We start from the raw sequence: 15468 nt of genomic DNA, 5'->3' as shown, positions 1-15468 counted from the left end.
AGGAACTTGACCACGACCGCAGACCCGAAACATACCTAACACGCGGGTCAATTCTCGGTGGAAACGCCGGGTCAGTTCTCAGTGGCAATCAACAGGCAGACGCATGCTGGAGAATTGCATGGTCGTGGCTGCCCGGCTCAGGCGGTTCTGGCACTGTGATGCCGCCCAAAAAGCTGGATTTGCCGGATGCGCAAGATGCTCACGATGCCAAATTTGCCGCAGAAGATCAGCAAAGGGCTGCTGACTTCATGCTGTCGTCGCCTGCACGCGTCGTCATGGCATGGGCTGGAGCTAGTAAAGAACAACGCGACACGATCCCGTTGACAAAACTGACCGACGACCAAATCGATTGGCTGGAAGTCCGTCTGTCAGACGATCAGCTCAAAATCCTCACAGCCGAGAAATCGGAATATAAGATCGAGGCTGCACTGAATGGTCAGGAGGGTGCTATTTTAGGCGTCCCGAGCGTGCCCACCGTAAAGAAAAAATCCGGCCTGGACTTAACAGACCGGATTCAGGAATTTCGGATGAATGGGATCGAGCGTGCACCAGCGTACGCGCTTAATTGAGCTGACGGCGCTTTACCGATTCACGAAATTTCTTTGACCTGCCAGCTGCGATGATCTGGCGGGTCTTTTTAATGAGAGGCAGCAGTCGCTCGACCTCCTGATCGTATTCATCCGGAGGCACGAATTCTCGGATGTAATCGCCAAACTCCTCCCAGGTCGCTTCGACCAGTTCCTCGTGTTCACGTTGCTCTGGCGTCATCCGCATGTCGTCCTCGGCCCATTCCTGTGCAAGCAGGTCGTAGATCAGTTCTTCGTGCAGGTCGGCCAGGCGCTTGAAACCGGTGTGCGACAGGACTTTGTCCATGGACATCCCTTTTTCGCGCCAGAAGTACAATGCGACGGACGGGCTCATGAAAACTTGCCGGATCATGCTGCCACCTTTTTCATCCGCTCGATGACGCCACGACGCTGCTCGGCGACTGCCTTCAGACGGGCGTTTTCGGCCTTCAGTTTTTCATTTTCCGCGATCAGGCGCTTTGCATAGTCAGCCCATTCGTGTGCTACAGAAACAGCGTCATTGAGCTGATGAGCGAGAATATGAGATGCACGCTCTTCACGAGCTTGCCGAGCTGCAGCGACACCAGCCATATGTGCATTGACTGCACCTACCGCGAGACCGGTAAAAATCGCACCGGTCTGCATCGCGACCGCAGTCGCAGGGCAAGGTACAGAACGATGAGCCATCTCAATTCTCCTGATCAAATCTGTTGACGCGAGTATCAGTTATCAATCGTTAACAGGAGTCGCGTGTCAACATTCAAATTTTACGGATCAACGAAAAAAGCGGTACCTTTTCAATCACTTGCAACAATTCAGGGGCAAAAACGGAAATTTGCCCCTGAATTGTTACAACCTGGACGCGGCTGCAGCTTCCTCGACCTTAAAGTCCTCAGCAGTCAATTCCTCAATCGACCATGGGCATGCCTCCGGCAGATCGACATGCCGTTTCGCCAGCCTCCATACCATGTCGAGATCAACATGCCTCCACACGCCCGCATCCGAACGAATTACGACGTCAGACTGAGCTGACAGGATTTCCTCAATGGTGATCGAGCCGGGATCGATTGATCGACGTACGAGACCTCTCAGGACCCGTATGATCGCGTTTGACAACTCGGCGACTGCTGACCGGCCCAGCCCCTCGATTTCGTCGGTCAGATGCTCGATATCGATGTCGGTCGAGTCAGGCATCGAACGCAACAGGTCGGCTTGCTGGCGAGTCCATAGGACGAAATCGGTGTCGTATAAGCTCATGTCCGCATCAACATCCTGAAAGTCTCAACCTCGCGCTCGATCTGCTCATCCGAGGCCATGGGCATCGGTAAATCCGCATCACCAAGAGCGACCAGAAGTTCGGCGTAATCGCGGATTTTCAGCTCATCGATTGCTCACGATATGTCATCGCTTCGGCTGTCAGCCGTCGAGCGACTTCGTCCTGAGGCACATCTTCATCGATCCATTTTTCCAGCTTAGCGATGTCATCCGGCATCATATCGCGACCAGATATCGCGATATTCGCGATCATCTGATGCAGCCGATATTTCTGCGCTTCTTTTGATTGATCTCGAAAACTGTACATCAGCACTTTTTTCCATACCGCTCGGGATTTCTAACGACACGCTCATCGGCAATCGACCCAGATTTCTCATCAGCGATCTCGTAGTCGATCCGAGTCATTAAAAGCTGCTCATAAAATTTGACTTCATACGGATGCACGCTCTCAAGAAACTTGGCTCGATCAGCCGGACTGCTGTTGAGAAATTTCTCATACTTATCGAGATCACGCTGGCGAAAACCTGCCATGACCGGCAGGTGCGGCCATCGAAGTTGATCATTCACGGCGACCTACTTTACACATAAACCGGTCAATCCGCCGACGAAAATCGGCATTGTCTACGATCTTATAAGCGCGTGCGATGACTCTATCGATGTCAGTCGAGAGACCGGCATCAAGTTCTTTTAAGCCGAACTCGACTGCATCGCGTTCGGAAATCTGATGATGATGATCATGACTGAACATTACCGCGTTGCTCTTCTTCCCAGATTTCGTCAATGATCTCATCCCAATCGACACTGATCGATCCGCCTGAATCCTGTTCAGTCAGCGCCTCGTATCGAGTCCGAATACGTCGAGCCATATCGGCCTGATCGCCACGCGATGCGGAATTCAGAGCCTTGAGAGCACGATCACCACCATCCACATCAGAAACGATATCGCCATTCGGAAATTGCCAGACAACTTCATTGTCGCGGACATAAACTGCGGGCAAACCCAGATCATTGCAGGCCTTCACCGGATTCCAGTTGGCGTGCATCTGGTCGACGGCATCGAAGAAACTGCTGCGTTTATCCGTCATGTCAACACTCACTCCGGCTTCAGCTGGTCTGGGCTCGTCAACGATCTGGTGAGTCTAAGGCAACTTAAAATACTTTAAAATAGGTTGCTTTGGCAGTGAGTTAGGTTGCGTTAATTTATGTCTTATAGTGCATATTTGTTGCTGGATATGTCTCAAGGCACATATTACTGTCGGCGGTTTGACGTGTGCTGGCCGATGGCAAACCATAATTTCATGGCTCTGCCACAGGAACAGGTTTTTACGCTGTCCGACGACCGCACCTTTGCCATTCGGTCGCGATAGACGGCTCCGGTCAATCAAGATGGCTAAATGTGACTGATGTTGAGGATCGCTTAATGTTGCGCATTGCGCATTGCGCATTGCGCATGACACACCTAAAGTTGCAGGGCAATTTGAGGCAAGTATCTATCACAGATACGAAAACCGACAGCTACAAAAATAACTGTCGGTTTTTCTGTCGGATCAGCAATTTTCAGGCTGTTTTTACGCTTCGAAAACTCGGGAAAAGCGCTGAAATTTCAGCTGGTCGGAGTGAGAGGATTCGAACCTCCGACCCCCACGTCCCGAACGTGGTGCGCTACCAGACTGCGCTACACTCCGTGACCAGCGGGGGTGTCTATAGTCCGGGTTCCGCCGCCGCACAAGCGCCGGATGACAAAAAAATGTTGCCCTGTGCAAAATCTTGGCCAGTTGTACCGCGCAACGGGGCACGAGCGTGACGCTTCGGCCTCACTTCGTCAAAAAACGGCACAACTGTGTCACGCCGCCTTTGACAGGCGCTGAATAAGCGCTAGAGCAGGGTATGCAAGCCGCCTTGCTGGCCTCCCGGCACAGAGCGGCAAGCCGCTTCAACCACGCTCACATCTCACGGAACGAGACAGATGAACATCCGCATCATCACGCTTGCAGGCCTTGCGCTCGCCCTTGGCGGCTGCACCACGGCGGCCATCAAGACGAATGCCATCGAGACCCGCTGGAATGGCCAGCAGGCCGGCGTCTTCTTCGCCAAGTTCGGCCCGCCCGTCGCCGACCAGCCCACCGGCGCTTCCACGGTCTACACCTGGCGCGGCGGCTACAAGACCCGCACCGTGCCGGCCAAGTATGCCGAAGGCAAGGGCGGCAAGAAGGGCGCAATCCTTTCGCCGGCCCGCACCGAATATCTGCGCTGCGAAGTGCAGCTCACGACGTCGCCGGATTACGTCATCCGCTCCGTGCGCACCATCGTCGACAAGCCCGGCCTGAACGGTGCGCCGAGCTATTGCGAGGAATTCCTCACCGCCAAGTAACTGCGGCCGACCCGACAGAAACCGCATCAGAGCCAACGGCTTCGGTGCGGTTTTTCTTTGTGCAATAGAGACGTACCGTCGAAATTATTGCAATGCATCACGAATACAATATAATTTATATCAAGTTTCCGAGCACGCTAAAATACAACCCATTAATGTAGTTTTCTAATATTTACGTGATCGAAGCATAAACAAATACAATCCAAACGCAGAACATCCCTCAACCTTAACATTGGTCTATACCAACCTTGGTCGTTCGCAGGGATTACGTGCGACTTTTCATGCGACCATGGACGGGAAAAAGGCCAAGCACGATTGCGCATCCGGCGACAATCACAACGGCGCCCGCGACCTGAACGAGCGAGAGCGGTTCGCCGAGCGCGAGCGCGCCGATGGCGACCGCGACCGTCGTGACTGCGAATTCGACGCTGATGGCGCGCGTGGCGCCCAGCGAGGCGACGAGGCCGAAATAAAGCACATAGGTCAGCGCGCTCATGATGCAGGCGAGAATGAGCAGATAGAGAAGATCGACCGCATGCGGCACACCCGGCACGGGCACGGCGAACAGAAGCGGCAGCGTCATCAACCCGCCGAAAAAGAAGGCGCCGATGGTGACTTCCCATGAACCGGCCCGGCCAAGCCAGCGGCTGGCGTAATTGCTGCCAAAGGCTGCGGAAAACGAACCGAACAGGGCTGCAAGGCAACCGGCCAGAAAGGCCGGGGTGACCGGCACGGCGGGAAAACCGACGAGAAGCGCGATGCCGACCAGACCGAGCATCAGCCCCGCCAACCGGGCGGGCGTGATTTTCTCCAGTCCCCAGAGCGCGCCGAGGACCATGGAGAACAGGGGGATCGTCGCCACGAGAATGGCAGACATGGCCGTGCCGATCAACGGCGCGGCATAGGACAGCCCAATCAATTGCCCGGCAACCGTGGTTGCACCGACGACGAAAAGCGGCCTCCACCCCAAAGAGAAATCCAGCCGCCGCCCGATAAGCCGCGCGACGCCGACAAGCGTGGCCGACGCCAGCAACGCCCGCAACGTCACCGCCCCGATCCAGCCGAAAGCCTCGACCGCCTTCATCAGCACCAGAAAGGAAAGCCCCCAGACGACGGCAAGAAACACATAAACAACAACGTCGCGCAGGCGCATGGCAGGTTCCGGATGAGAGCGCGGCCCTGCTTCACGAACGAAGCCGAGGCGAAAAAGGTCCGATCCTTTATCCGTTTCCGCGCAGCGACAGCAAGGGAAAATCTGTGGCTGGGGCGCCAGGATTCGAACCTGGGAATGCCGGTACCAAAAACCGGTGCCTTACCGCTTGGCGACGCCCCAACAGCCGAGTCAGGTCTCTTGGACTGACCGGTGCGGGGGTGATTAGCAAAAGACGGGGCGGGCGGCAATCCGCTCTTGCGACAAAATACGGTCAATCCACGGGCTGCGATCCGGGAATGCTTTTCCGTGACCTTGGCGAGACTGCGTGTTAGAGGCACAGGACACGAGATAACCGGACGGCATTTGGGGAGCAGGCAGGATGAGCGATCCGCTTTTTGAACGAGCGTTCGAACCGGCGCATGGCACCGCCGTGCCGGTGGGGCCGGATGTGGCGCGCGTCACCGTCAACAACCCCTCCCCTTTCACCTTTCACGGCACGAACTCCTATATTGTGGGCCGCGACACGCTGGCGGTGATCGACCCCGGCCCGGAAGACGAGGCGCATCTTGCCGCGCTCCTCGACGCCATCGGCGGGCGTCCGGTCAGCCACATCTTCGTCAGTCACACGCATCGCGATCACGCACCGCTTTCGCGACGCCTGAAGGAAGCCACCGGCGCGCTGATCGTGGCCGAAGGGCCGCACCGCCCGTCGCGACCGCTGCATGCGGGCGAGACGAACCCCTTTTCGGAAAGTTCCGATAACGATTTCGTTCCCGATCTCGCCGTGGCGGATGGCGAAACCGTTTCCGGCGACGGCTGGGCGCTTTCGGCGCTGCACACGCCGGGCCACACCGCCAATCACGCCGCCTTTGCGCTGGAAGGCACCGGCATCGTCTTTTCGGCCGATCACGTCATGGCCTGGGCCACGACCATCGTCGCGCCGCCGGATGGGGCGATGAGCGATTATCTTGCCTCGCTGGAAAAACTGCTGGAGCGCGATGACAGGCTTTATCTGCCTGGCCATGGCGGCGCGGTGAAGGAACCGGCCGCCTTCCTTCGGGGATTGCGCGCCCACCGGCGCATGCGCGAGCGCGCCATTCGCGAGCGCGTGATTGCCGGCGACCGCACGATTGCCGAGATGGTGAAGGTCATCTACCGCGAAACCGATCCCCGCCTGCATGGCGCAGCCGCCCTTTCCGTGCTGGCGCATCTGGAGGATCTCGTGGAGAAGGGCGCGGTCAGGACCGATGGTCCCGCGTCGCTTTCGGGCATCTACGAACCCGGTTGAACCGGGCGGGCCTTTACCCCAGTCCCAGCATTTCCGCTTCGAGCGCATCGAGAAACGCGCGGATCAATTCGGCCCCGATGCCGAAATCGCGATCGCCATACCGGGCCACGGCGCGCACATCCACCAGCGTGTTGTCGTCCTCTTCGCGCAGCCGGATCATGATATCGAAGGGCATTCCGAAAACGAGCGTGCGGGTTACGCCCTGGATCAGCACATCGCCGGGCTTGCCGATGAGAACCGGAGGCGCGGAGAGAAGCTGCGGCTCCGGGCGCGGCAGCGGAATGGGGATGGCCGGATTGCCGCCGCCCTTGCCGGTGGGAACCGCGGCGGGCGCGGCATCGGCAGAGCCGGCCAGCGCCTCGCCTTCCGTCGCGACAATCGACATGCGCACCGCGCGCGCGGCCTTGCGCACGGCGGCGGTCAGGCGGTCCGGCGCCCCATCGAACCGGCGGCCGACGAGATCGACATAGGCTCCTGCCGCCTGCCATTCCCCGTTCGGGGTCGCAGCGCGCGGCAGCCATTGCTGGTCACCCGCGCGCGGCTTCAGGAAGGGCGGAGGATCGGCGGGATCGGTGGAAAGGTCGAAGACCGGCGGCGAGGTCATATAGGCGGCAACCGCAACGCCCGCCACGCCAAGCGGCAGGGCGGCAAAGACGAGCCCGGCGAAAGCGGCGAGCCCGCCCAGGGCACCGATCCGCCACAATTGCGCGAGCCCCAGCAGGGCCAGGAGAACGGCGACGGCCGCCAGCGCGGCGGCAACCAGCAGCAGGGCTGCGAAATCCGGCACGGAAAGCCCGCCGAAGCGGCCGGCAACGAAGGCGATGACGAAAAGAACCAGCGCCATGAAACCCAGACGCTTCGCCCAGAAGGCGGAGCGGGAAACCGGTCTTTCAAAGCGTATGGCCATGGCGATGGAACCTGCCTGGAGCCGTCCGTTTCAAACGGAAGGCTCATTCCTTTTGTTTTTCCACATTTCCGCACGCAAAGCCGTTTTACACTTTCGCTGAAAATGCTCTGATGATCATCACTAAGGGCGCGGGAAGCGCCCCGGCACAGTAAACCTTATTTGCCTGTCATATCAACGCATGGCGGCATCTGACGGAGACCACCCATGAAAACGGCGCGCAGCATGCTTCTTTTAACCGTAGCAACCCTTCTTGCCGCCTGCCAGAGCATGACGCCCGAACAGCGTCGCGCCGCCGATGAGGGGCAATGCCTGAACTACGGCTTCAGGCGCGGCACGGAAGCCTTTGCCGAATGCCTGCAACGTATCGATCTCGACCGTCGGGCCGAAGCGCGGGCAAGCTCCATCCGCGCCTCGCAGATGATGTGGGAACCGCCGCTCGTCATCGAACGGCGGGTCATCGTGCGGAAATAGTCAGGCGTCGCCCATTCGTGTCGCTTTTGCCGCGATCGTGGCCTGCGCGGCGGCAAGGCGGGCGATCGGCACGCGGAACGGCGAGCAGGAGACGTAGTCGAGGCCGATATTCTCGCAGAAGCGGATGGAGGTGGGATCGCCGCCATGTTCGCCGCAAATACCCATCTTCATTTTCGGGCGGGTGCGGCGACCGCGCGTTGCGGCGATTTCCATGAGTTCACCCACGCCGTCGAAGTCCAGCGACACGAAGGGGTCGTGCTCGACGATGCCCTTCTTCTGGTAGACCGTCATGAAGCGGGCGGCGTCGTCACGGGAAATACCGAAGGTCGTCTGCGTCAGGTCGTTGGTGCCGAAGGAGAAAAACTCGGCGGCCTCGGCAATCGTATGGGCCTGAAGGGCAGCACGCGGCAGCTCGATCATCGTCCCGACGAGATAGTCGATCCTGATACCGGCCTCGCCCGTCACTTCGCTCGCAACGCGGTCGATGACACCCTTCACATAGTCGATTTCCGAGCGCAGCCCGACGAGCGGCACCATGATTTCCGGCACCACTGCCGCACCCGTTGCCTTTGCGGCATCCACCGCCGCCTGGAAGATGGCGCGGGCCTGCATTTCGGCGATTTCCGGATAGGCGATGGCAAGGCGGCACCCGCGCAGGCCCAGCATGGGGTTGAACTCGTGCAACGCATCCAGCCGCTGGGCGAGAATGGCCGGGTCCATGCCCATGGCGGTGGCGACTTCGCGCGATTCCTCCTCGCTCTTCGGCAGGAATTCATGCAATGGCGGGTCCAGCAGACGGATGGTCACCGGCAGGCCGTGCATGATGGTGAAAAGCTCGGTGAAATCCTGCCGCTGCATGGGCAGAAGCCGGTCGAGCGCCGCGCGGCGGCCCGCCTCGTCCTCGGCCAGAATCATCTCACGCATCACATGGATGCGGCCGTCATCGAAGAACATATGCTCGGTGCGGCAAAGGCCGATGCCTTCGGCGCCGAAACTGCGGGCGGCGCGCGCATCCGACGGCGTGTCGGCATTGGTGCGGATATCCATGCGACGCAGATCGTCGGCCCATTCCATCAACTTGCCGAAATCCCCCGAAAGCTCGGGCTGACGCATGGGCACGCGGCCGGCCAGAATCTGCCCGCTGGACCCGTCGATGGTGACGACATCGCCCTTTTCGAGCGTCAAGCCCATGCCGATCAGCCGGCCGTTGCGCATATCGACGCGCATGGTGCCGGCACCGACGACGCAGGGAATGCCCATGCCGCGCGCCACCACCGCCGCATGGCTGGTCATGCCGCCGCGCGTCGTGAGAATGCCTTCGGCAACGTGCATGCCGTGAATGTCTTCAGGGCTGGTTTCTATGCGAACCAGGATGACCTTGCGGCCTTCGGCTTCGGCGGCAACCGCCTCTTCCGCCGAAAACACGATCTCGCCGGTCGCCGCACCCGGTGAAGCCGGCAGGCCGGAGCCGATGACATGGCGTTCAGCACGGGGGTCGATGGTCGGGTGCAGAAGCTGGTCGAGCGAGGCGGGATCGATGCGTGAAATCGCTTCCTCGCGGGTAATCACGCCCTCGGCAACCATATCGACCGCCGCGCGCATCGCCGCGCGGGTGGTGCGCTTGGCCGAACGGGTCTGGAGCATCCACAGCTTGCCGCGTTCGATGGTGAATTCCACATCCTGCACATCGCGGTAGTGGGCTTCCAGCCGGTCGCAGATCTCGCAGAAGGCTCTGAATGTCACCGGCATCAGCTTTTCCATCGACGGCCGCTCCGAGCCGGAGGCAAGACGCCCTTCTTCGGTGATGGATTGCGGCGTGCGAATGCCGGCAACGACATCCTCACCCTGCGCGTTCACCAGAAACTCGCCGTATAGCGCCTTTTCCCCGGTGGACGGGTTGCGGGTGAAGGCAACACCGGTGGCCGAGGATGTGCCGAGATTGCCAAACACCATGGCCTGGATATTGACCGCCGTGCCCCAAGCTTCGGGAATATTGTTCAGCATGCGATAGGTGACGGCGCGGGTGTTCATCCAGCTTGCGAAAACGCCGGAAACGGCGCCCCAGAGCTGCTCATGCGGGTCCTGCGGGAAGGGTTCGCCGAGTTCTTCCTCCAGCATGTCCTTGTAGAGCGAGACGACATGCTGCCATTCGACCGCCGTCAGGTCGGTATCGAACTCATGGCCGAGGCGGTTCTTTTCGTCTTCCAGAATTTCCTCGAAGAGTTCGTGGTCGAGGCCGAGCACGACGTCGGAATACATCTGGATGAAACGACGGTAACTGTCCCAGGCGAAGCGGGCATCGCCCGCATCGTGGCCGAGCGCCTGCACCGACTGGTCGTTGAGGCCCAGATTCAGCACAGTATCCATCATGCCGGGCATCGAGGCGCGCGCGCCGGAACGCACGGAAAGCAGCAACGGGCGTTCGGCATCGCCGAAACGGCGGCCGGTAATGGCTTCCATGCCAGAAATGCCGGCCAGCACTTGCGCTTCCAGCCCTTCCGGCAGAACGCGGCCGTTCTTGTAGAAGAAATTGCAGGCTTCGGTGGTAATGGTCAGGCCCGGCGGCACCGGCAGGCCAAGCGAGGCCATTTCGGCCAGATTCGCGCCCTTGCCGCCCAACAGCGCGACGTCGCGGGCGGACCCTTCCGCCTTGCCGTCACCGAATGTGTAAACCCACTTCACCATCCACCCTGTCCTCGCACCCGCCTCCGCTCACGAAAACGTGGCCGGAACCATCCGTTCCGCGCCACGGGACCGCAAGCCGAAACCGCTTCCTCCCAATTCGAAGCGATTTTCGCCCGGAAGCAATTTTTTCAATGCTCTACAGCAAATACGAGGTGATGAAAACGACCGGAGCCATTGTTTTTCGCGCGGGGAGACCCAAGCTTGAGACGCGGTTGGCGCAAAATCACGCTTGTTTGACGCTGCGTCACCCCCGCTGCCGCTTGTTTGCCGTCATCGACCGTTATATCGGATGACGAACGACACTTCTAAAACCCTTGGACAAAGGTTCCAGACGATGCAGATTTTCGAAACAGGCGTTTCCCGCAGAACCCTGCTCGGTGGCATGGCGGCGGCAACATTGCCGCTGACGCTCGCCCTTCCCGCCCGCGCCGCCGGTCCGACCTCGGACCGCGACGTGGACATGGCCGCCGTGCTCAAGCCCGGCGCCCTGCCGGAAATGGCTCTGGGCAAGGAAGACGCACCGGTGAAGATCGTCGAATACATGTCGATGACCTGCTCGCACTGCGCCAATTTCCACACCAAGACCTTCGACGCAATCAAGGAAAAATACGTCGATACCGGCAAGGTGTATTTCGTCATCCGCGAATTCCCGTTCGACCCGCGCGCCGCTGCCGCCTTCATGCTGGCGCGCTGCGCCTCGAAGGAGCAGTACTTCCCCTTCGTTTCCATGCTGTTCAAGCAGCAGGCAAGCTGGGCTGCCGCCCAGGACGGCCGCGCCGCCCTGCTGCAGATGTCGCGTCTGGCCGGTTTTTCCGAGGAAACCTTCAACGCCTGCTTGACGAACCAGAAGCTTCTGGATGATGTGAATTCCGTGCGCGAGCGCGGCGCCAAGGAATTCGGCGTCAATGCCACCCCGACCTTCATCATCAACGGGAAGGTCTATTCGGGAGACATGTCGGTTGACGAAATGTCGGCCATCATCGACGGCGCTGCCTGATCACCGCTTGCCTGCGGGGGATGGACGGCGCTTGCCGGATGCCCCCCGCAGGCCCGCTTGCCCTAAAAAATCCGGGGCGGCCGCATGAGATTTACCCGTCTTCGCCTCACCGGCTTCAAATCCTTCGTCGAGCCGATGGAGTTCGTCATCGAACCGGGGCTGACCGGTGTCGTTGGCCCGAACGGCTGCGGCAAGTCGAACCTTGTCGAAGCGCTGCGCTGGGTGATGGGGGAAAACTCCTACAAGAACATGCGCGCGTCCGGCATGGACGACGTGATTTTTTCGGGCTCCGGCAACCGCCCGGCGCGCAACACGGCGGAAGTTGCGCTGTGGCTGGATAATTCCGACCGCACCGCGCCCGCCGCTTTCAATGATACCGACGACATTCAGGTGTCGCGCCGCATCGAACGCGAGAACGGTTCCGTATACCGTATCAACGGCAAGGAAGCCCGCGCCCGCGATGTGCAGCTTCTCTTTGCCGATGCCTCGACCGGGGCGCGCTCGCCCTCCATGGTGGGACAGGGCCGCATCGGCGAGCTTATTCAGGCCAAGCCCCAGGCCCGCCGCCAGCTTCTCGAAGAGGCCGCCGGCATTTCCGGCCTGCATTCGCGCCGGCATGAGGCGGAACTTCGGTTGAAGGCCGCCGAAAGCAATCTCGACCGGCTGGAGGACGTGACCGCCCAGCTCGACAGCCAGATCGAAAGTCTCAAGCGCCAGGCCCGGCAGGCCAGCCGCTTCAAGATGCTCTCGGCCTCGATCCGCGAGCGCGAGGCAACCCTGCTCTACATTCGCTGGAAGCAGGCGCAGGAGGCCGAGCTTGAGGCCAATGCCGCGCTTAACGAGGTGACGAGCCTTGTGGCCGAGCGGGCGCAGGCGCAGATGGAAGCGGCGAAGACACAAGGAATTTCCAGCCTGAAGCTACCGGAACTGCGCGAGGCCGAAGCCCGCGCGGCGGCAGCGCTCCAGCGCCTGCAGATTGCCCGCTCACAGCTTGACGAGGAGGCAAGCCGCCTTCTCAAGCGGCGCGACGAGCTGACCCGCCGGCTCACCCAGCTTGGCGAGGATATCAGTCGCGAGGAGCGTCTGGTGGCCGACAACGCCGCCATTCTCGACCGGCTGACGGCGGAAGAGGACGAATTGACGGCGGCGCTTGCCGATTCCGGTATCGAGGCCGAAGATACGCGCGCTGCCTTCGAGGCTGCCGCTGCCCGTCTTGCCGAGGCCGAAGCGCTGTTGACCGGCCTGACCGCCGAGCGCGCCGAAGCCGCAGCCGGCCGCAGCCAGATCGAACGGGCGCTTTCCGAGCTTGCCGGTCGGCGCGACCGGCTGGAACGGCAAAATGGCGAAGCGGAACAGGAACTTGCCGCCATCGACCAGAAGCTTTCCGCCCTGCCCGACCCGGAGGAAAAGCGGCAGACCGTGAGCGATGCCGAAGCGTCGCTGGAGGAGGCCCAGATCGGTGTAGAGGATGCCGATGCTGGCCTTGCCGCCGCGCGTTCCGAAGAGGCCGGCCTTCGCCCGCCCGCCGACATGGCCCGCGCCCGACTGGCCGCGCTCGAAACCGAAGCCCGCACCATTTCCGGCATGCTCTCGGCCAGTGCGCCGTCGGGAGGCTTCACGCCGGTTTCCGACCTGATCGAGGTGGCGCGCGGCTATGAAACGGCGCTCGGCGCCGTGCTGGGCGAGGATCTCGACAGCCCGCTCGATCATCAGGCGCCCGCTTACTGGACCGAGACCGAAGGGGCTCAGACCGACCCTGCCCTTCCTGCTGGCGTTACCCCGCTTTCCGCGCAGGTCACGGCGCCCGCGGCACTTGCCCGCCGGCTGGCGCAGACCGGCCTTGCCACCGCCGCCGAAGCCGCGCGCCTGATGGCGGCGCTGAAGCCCGGTCAGGTTCTGGTGACGCGCGAAGGCGCCGTCTATCGTTGGGACGGGCATGTGAAGGGGGCGGATGCGCCGTCCGCCGCGGCACTCCGGCTTGCCCAGAAAAACCGCCTTGCCGAACTGGAAACGCAGGCGGAAGAGGCCCGTGACCGGCTGGCGGATGCGCTTGAGGCGCTTGCCCGCGCCGGCGAGGCGATCCGTCACGCCGAAAGCGGTGTTTCAACCGCCCGCGAAGTGGCGCGGCTTGCCGCCCGCATCGTGAGCGAAGCGCGCGAAGCGCTGGCCGTGGCCGAAAAGGCCTCCGGCGACCTTACCCGCCGCCGTGCCATCGTGCTGGAAGCGCAGAACCAGTTGCAGATCCAGATCGAGGACATCGCCATTGCCGAGGACGATGCCCGCGAGCGGTTGATCGATACTCCCGACCTTAGCGCGCTCGACGCCCGGTTGGCGCAGCAGCAGCTTGTGGTCGCCGCCGGACGGGGCGAAGTGGCCGAAGCCCGCGCCCGCCACGAAGGACTTGCCCGCGAAAACGAGGCCCGTCGCCGGCGCCTCGCCGCCATCGGCGACGAACGCCGGCTGTGGCAAGGCCGCGCCCAGAGCGCGGCCGCCCATATCGCCACGCTGCGCGAGCGCGAGGCGGAAGCCCGCGAGGAAATCGAGACGCTGGACGAGGCGCCAGAAGAGTTCGAAGTGCGGCGGGAAGGACTGTTGAGCGCCATCGCCAAGGCCGAAACGGAGCGCCGCGCGGCCGCCGACCGGCTGATCGAGGCCGAAAGCCTGCAACGGGATGCGGACGCCCGCGCCGCGCATGCGCTGGCGGCGCTGGCAGAGGCCCGCGAAAAGCGGGGTCGTGCCGAGGAACGCCTCGTTTCCGCCCGCGAGCGACGCGAGGACACGGAAGCCCGCATTCGCGAGACGCTGAACCTTCAGCCGCAGGGCCTATCACGTCTGGCCGGTATCGAACCGGACGCGCCCCTGCCCGACACCCGCGAGGTGGAACGCGATCTCGACCGCCTGAAGATGGAACGTGAGCGGCTGGGTGCCGTAAACCTGCGCGCCGAGGAGGAGGCGAAGGAGCTTTCCGAGCGGCTCGCGGCGCTGATTGCCGAGCGTGACGATGTGATCGACGCCATCCGCAAGCTGCGCGGCGCCATCGGCAACCTGAACCGCGAGGGCCGCGAGCGCCTGCTCGCCGCCTTCGATGTGGTGAACGCGCAGTTCCAGCGGCTGTTCACCCACCTCTTCAACGGCGGCACGGCGGAGCTGCAACTGATCGAGTCCGACGATCCGCTGGAAGCCGGACTTGAAATTCTCGCCCGCCCGCCGGGCAAGAAGCCGCAAACCATGACACTGCTTTCCGGCGGCGAGCAGGCGCTGACGGCGATGGCGCTGATCTTTGCCGTCTTCCTCACCAACCCCGCGCCGATCTGCGTGCTGGACGAAGTGGATGCGCCGCTCGATGACCACAATGTCGAGCGCTATTGCAACCTGATGGACGAGATGGCTGCGTCGACCGATACCCGCTTCGTCATCATCACCCACAATCCCATCACCATGGCCCGCATGAACCGCCTGTTTGGCGTGACCATGGCCGAACAGGGCGTGTCGCAACTGGTTTCGGTCGACCTTCAGACGGCCGAGCGTCTGCGTGACGCCGGATGATAAGTTTTTGGCGCAATGCAGCAAAATCCACCCAATTATTTTCGGTTAACCCCCCAGAAAAGGGGAGCATTATTCACGAATGAACTGTTATAGTCTGCGCCAGTTGAATTGAACGGCTTGACTGTACGCGCCATCATGGCCGACGCACGGTGAGCCAAAAGACCCCACGTCTGGCCCTTAAAAGCCGGACGGAAGCCTCGTGAAGCCGA

General features: G+C 61.4%; 15 protein-coding genes and 2 tRNA genes. 6 read left to right on the top strand and 11 right to left on the bottom strand.

Going from position 1 to position 15468, the window contains the following annotated elements; all coding sequences use genetic code 11:
* Window positions 1-569, top strand: a 569-nt coding sequence (locus GGQ66_RS14685) for a hypothetical protein (RefSeq protein WP_210287271.1), incomplete at its 5' end; no start/stop codon positions are given.
* Here the strand turns inward: GGQ66_RS14685 and GGQ66_RS14680 are convergent.
* The 7 genes from GGQ66_RS14680 to GGQ66_RS14650 all read right to left on the bottom strand — a co-directional run bounded on the left by GGQ66_RS14680 (window position 562) and on the right by GGQ66_RS14650 (window position 3526).
* Complete coding sequence (locus GGQ66_RS14680; protein ID WP_183793470.1) at window positions 562-921, bottom strand: hypothetical protein; 360 nt, start codon at window positions 919-921, stop codon at window positions 562-564. The two genes, GGQ66_RS14685 and GGQ66_RS14680, sit on opposite strands and share 8 nt — an antisense overlap.
* 14 nt (window positions 922-935) lie before the next feature.
* Window positions 936-1253: a hypothetical protein gene (locus tag GGQ66_RS14675; protein ID WP_183793469.1), complete on the bottom strand. Its 318-nt coding sequence runs from the start codon at window positions 1251-1253 to the stop codon at window positions 936-938.
* 162 nt (window positions 1254-1415) lie between these two features.
* A complete protein-coding gene (locus GGQ66_RS14670) occupies window positions 1416-1823 on the bottom strand; it encodes a DUF29 family protein (RefSeq protein WP_183793468.1) in 408 nt (135 codons plus the stop codon).
* Between the two features lie 118 nt (window positions 1824-1941).
* Window positions 1942-2148: a hypothetical protein gene (locus tag GGQ66_RS14665; protein WP_183793467.1), complete on the bottom strand. Its 207-nt coding sequence runs from the start codon at window positions 2146-2148 to the stop codon at window positions 1942-1944.
* Window positions 2148-2408: a hypothetical protein gene (locus tag GGQ66_RS14660; protein WP_183793466.1), complete on the bottom strand. Its 261-nt coding sequence runs from the start codon at window positions 2406-2408 to the stop codon at window positions 2148-2150. The genes GGQ66_RS14665 and GGQ66_RS14660 overlap by 1 nt, the downstream gene beginning before the upstream one ends.
* Before the next feature lie 167 nt (window positions 2409-2575).
* Entirely contained in the window at window positions 2576-2926 is a 351-nt protein-coding gene (locus GGQ66_RS14655) for a hypothetical protein (protein ID WP_183793465.1), read from the bottom strand.
* 523 nt (window positions 2927-3449) lie between these two features.
* Window positions 3450-3526: transfer RNA gene (locus GGQ66_RS14650), tRNA-Pro, on the bottom strand.
* Between the two features lie 281 nt (window positions 3527-3807).
* Here GGQ66_RS14650 and GGQ66_RS14645 point away from each other — a divergent pair.
* Entirely contained in the window at window positions 3808-4212 is a 405-nt protein-coding gene (locus GGQ66_RS14645; RefSeq protein WP_183793464.1) for a hypothetical protein, read from the top strand.
* A gap of 265 nt (window positions 4213-4477) precedes the next feature.
* Here GGQ66_RS14645 and GGQ66_RS14640 read toward each other — a convergent pair whose 3' ends face one another.
* Both GGQ66_RS14640 and GGQ66_RS14635 read right to left on the bottom strand, forming a co-directional pair.
* Window positions 4478-5365 carry a DMT family transporter gene (locus tag GGQ66_RS14640; RefSeq protein ID WP_183793463.1) on the bottom strand — a complete coding sequence of 296 codons (888 nt, stop codon included), beginning with the start codon at window positions 5363-5365 and terminating at the stop codon, window positions 4478-4480.
* Between the two features lie 105 nt (window positions 5366-5470).
* A tRNA-Gln gene (locus GGQ66_RS14635) sits at window positions 5471-5545 on the bottom strand.
* A gap of 199 nt (window positions 5546-5744) precedes the next feature.
* On the opposite strand from GGQ66_RS14635, the gene GGQ66_RS14630 reads away from it, so the two are divergent.
* Complete coding sequence (locus GGQ66_RS14630; RefSeq protein WP_183793462.1) at window positions 5745-6653, top strand: MBL fold metallo-hydrolase; 909 nt, start codon at window positions 5745-5747, stop codon at window positions 6651-6653.
* A 13-nt stretch (window positions 6654-6666) separates the two neighbouring features.
* On the opposite strand, the gene GGQ66_RS14625 is transcribed toward GGQ66_RS14630, so the two are convergent.
* Window positions 6667-7560: a DUF1499 domain-containing protein gene (locus tag GGQ66_RS14625; RefSeq protein WP_183793461.1), complete on the bottom strand. Its 894-nt coding sequence runs from the start codon at window positions 7558-7560 to the stop codon at window positions 6667-6669.
* 204 nt (window positions 7561-7764) lie between these two features.
* Between GGQ66_RS14625 and GGQ66_RS14620 the strand changes: the two genes are divergently transcribed.
* Window positions 7765-8031, top strand: coding sequence for a hypothetical protein (locus GGQ66_RS14620; RefSeq protein ID WP_237358931.1), 267 nt, complete (start codon window positions 7765-7767; stop codon window positions 8029-8031).
* Here the strand turns inward: GGQ66_RS14620 and ppdK are convergent, their stop codons facing one another.
* Window positions 8032-10716 (bottom strand): pyruvate, phosphate dikinase, encoded by a 2685-nt coding sequence (gene ppdK, locus GGQ66_RS14615; protein ID WP_183793460.1) that lies wholly within the window; start codon window positions 10714-10716, stop codon window positions 8032-8034.
* A 334-nt stretch (window positions 10717-11050) separates the two neighbouring features.
* Here ppdK and GGQ66_RS14610 point away from each other — a divergent pair, with 334 nt between their 5' ends.
* Both GGQ66_RS14610 and smc read left to right on the top strand, forming a co-directional pair.
* Window positions 11051-11713: a DsbA family protein gene (locus GGQ66_RS14610; RefSeq protein WP_183793459.1), complete on the top strand. Its 663-nt coding sequence runs from the start codon at window positions 11051-11053 to the stop codon at window positions 11711-11713.
* An 84-nt stretch (window positions 11714-11797) separates the two neighbouring features.
* Complete coding sequence (smc, locus tag GGQ66_RS14605) at window positions 11798-15259, top strand: chromosome segregation protein SMC (protein ID WP_183793458.1); 3462 nt, start codon at window positions 11798-11800, stop codon at window positions 15257-15259.
* Window positions 15260-15468 lie beyond the last annotated feature (209 nt).

Origin of the sequence: Allorhizobium borbori, assembly GCF_014196535.1 — a bacterium.
Lineage (GTDB): Bacteria > Pseudomonadota > Alphaproteobacteria > Rhizobiales > Rhizobiaceae > Ectorhizobium > Ectorhizobium borbori.
Note: the sequence above shows the minus strand (reverse complement) of the source record. Positions and strands in the feature narration are given on the sequence as shown.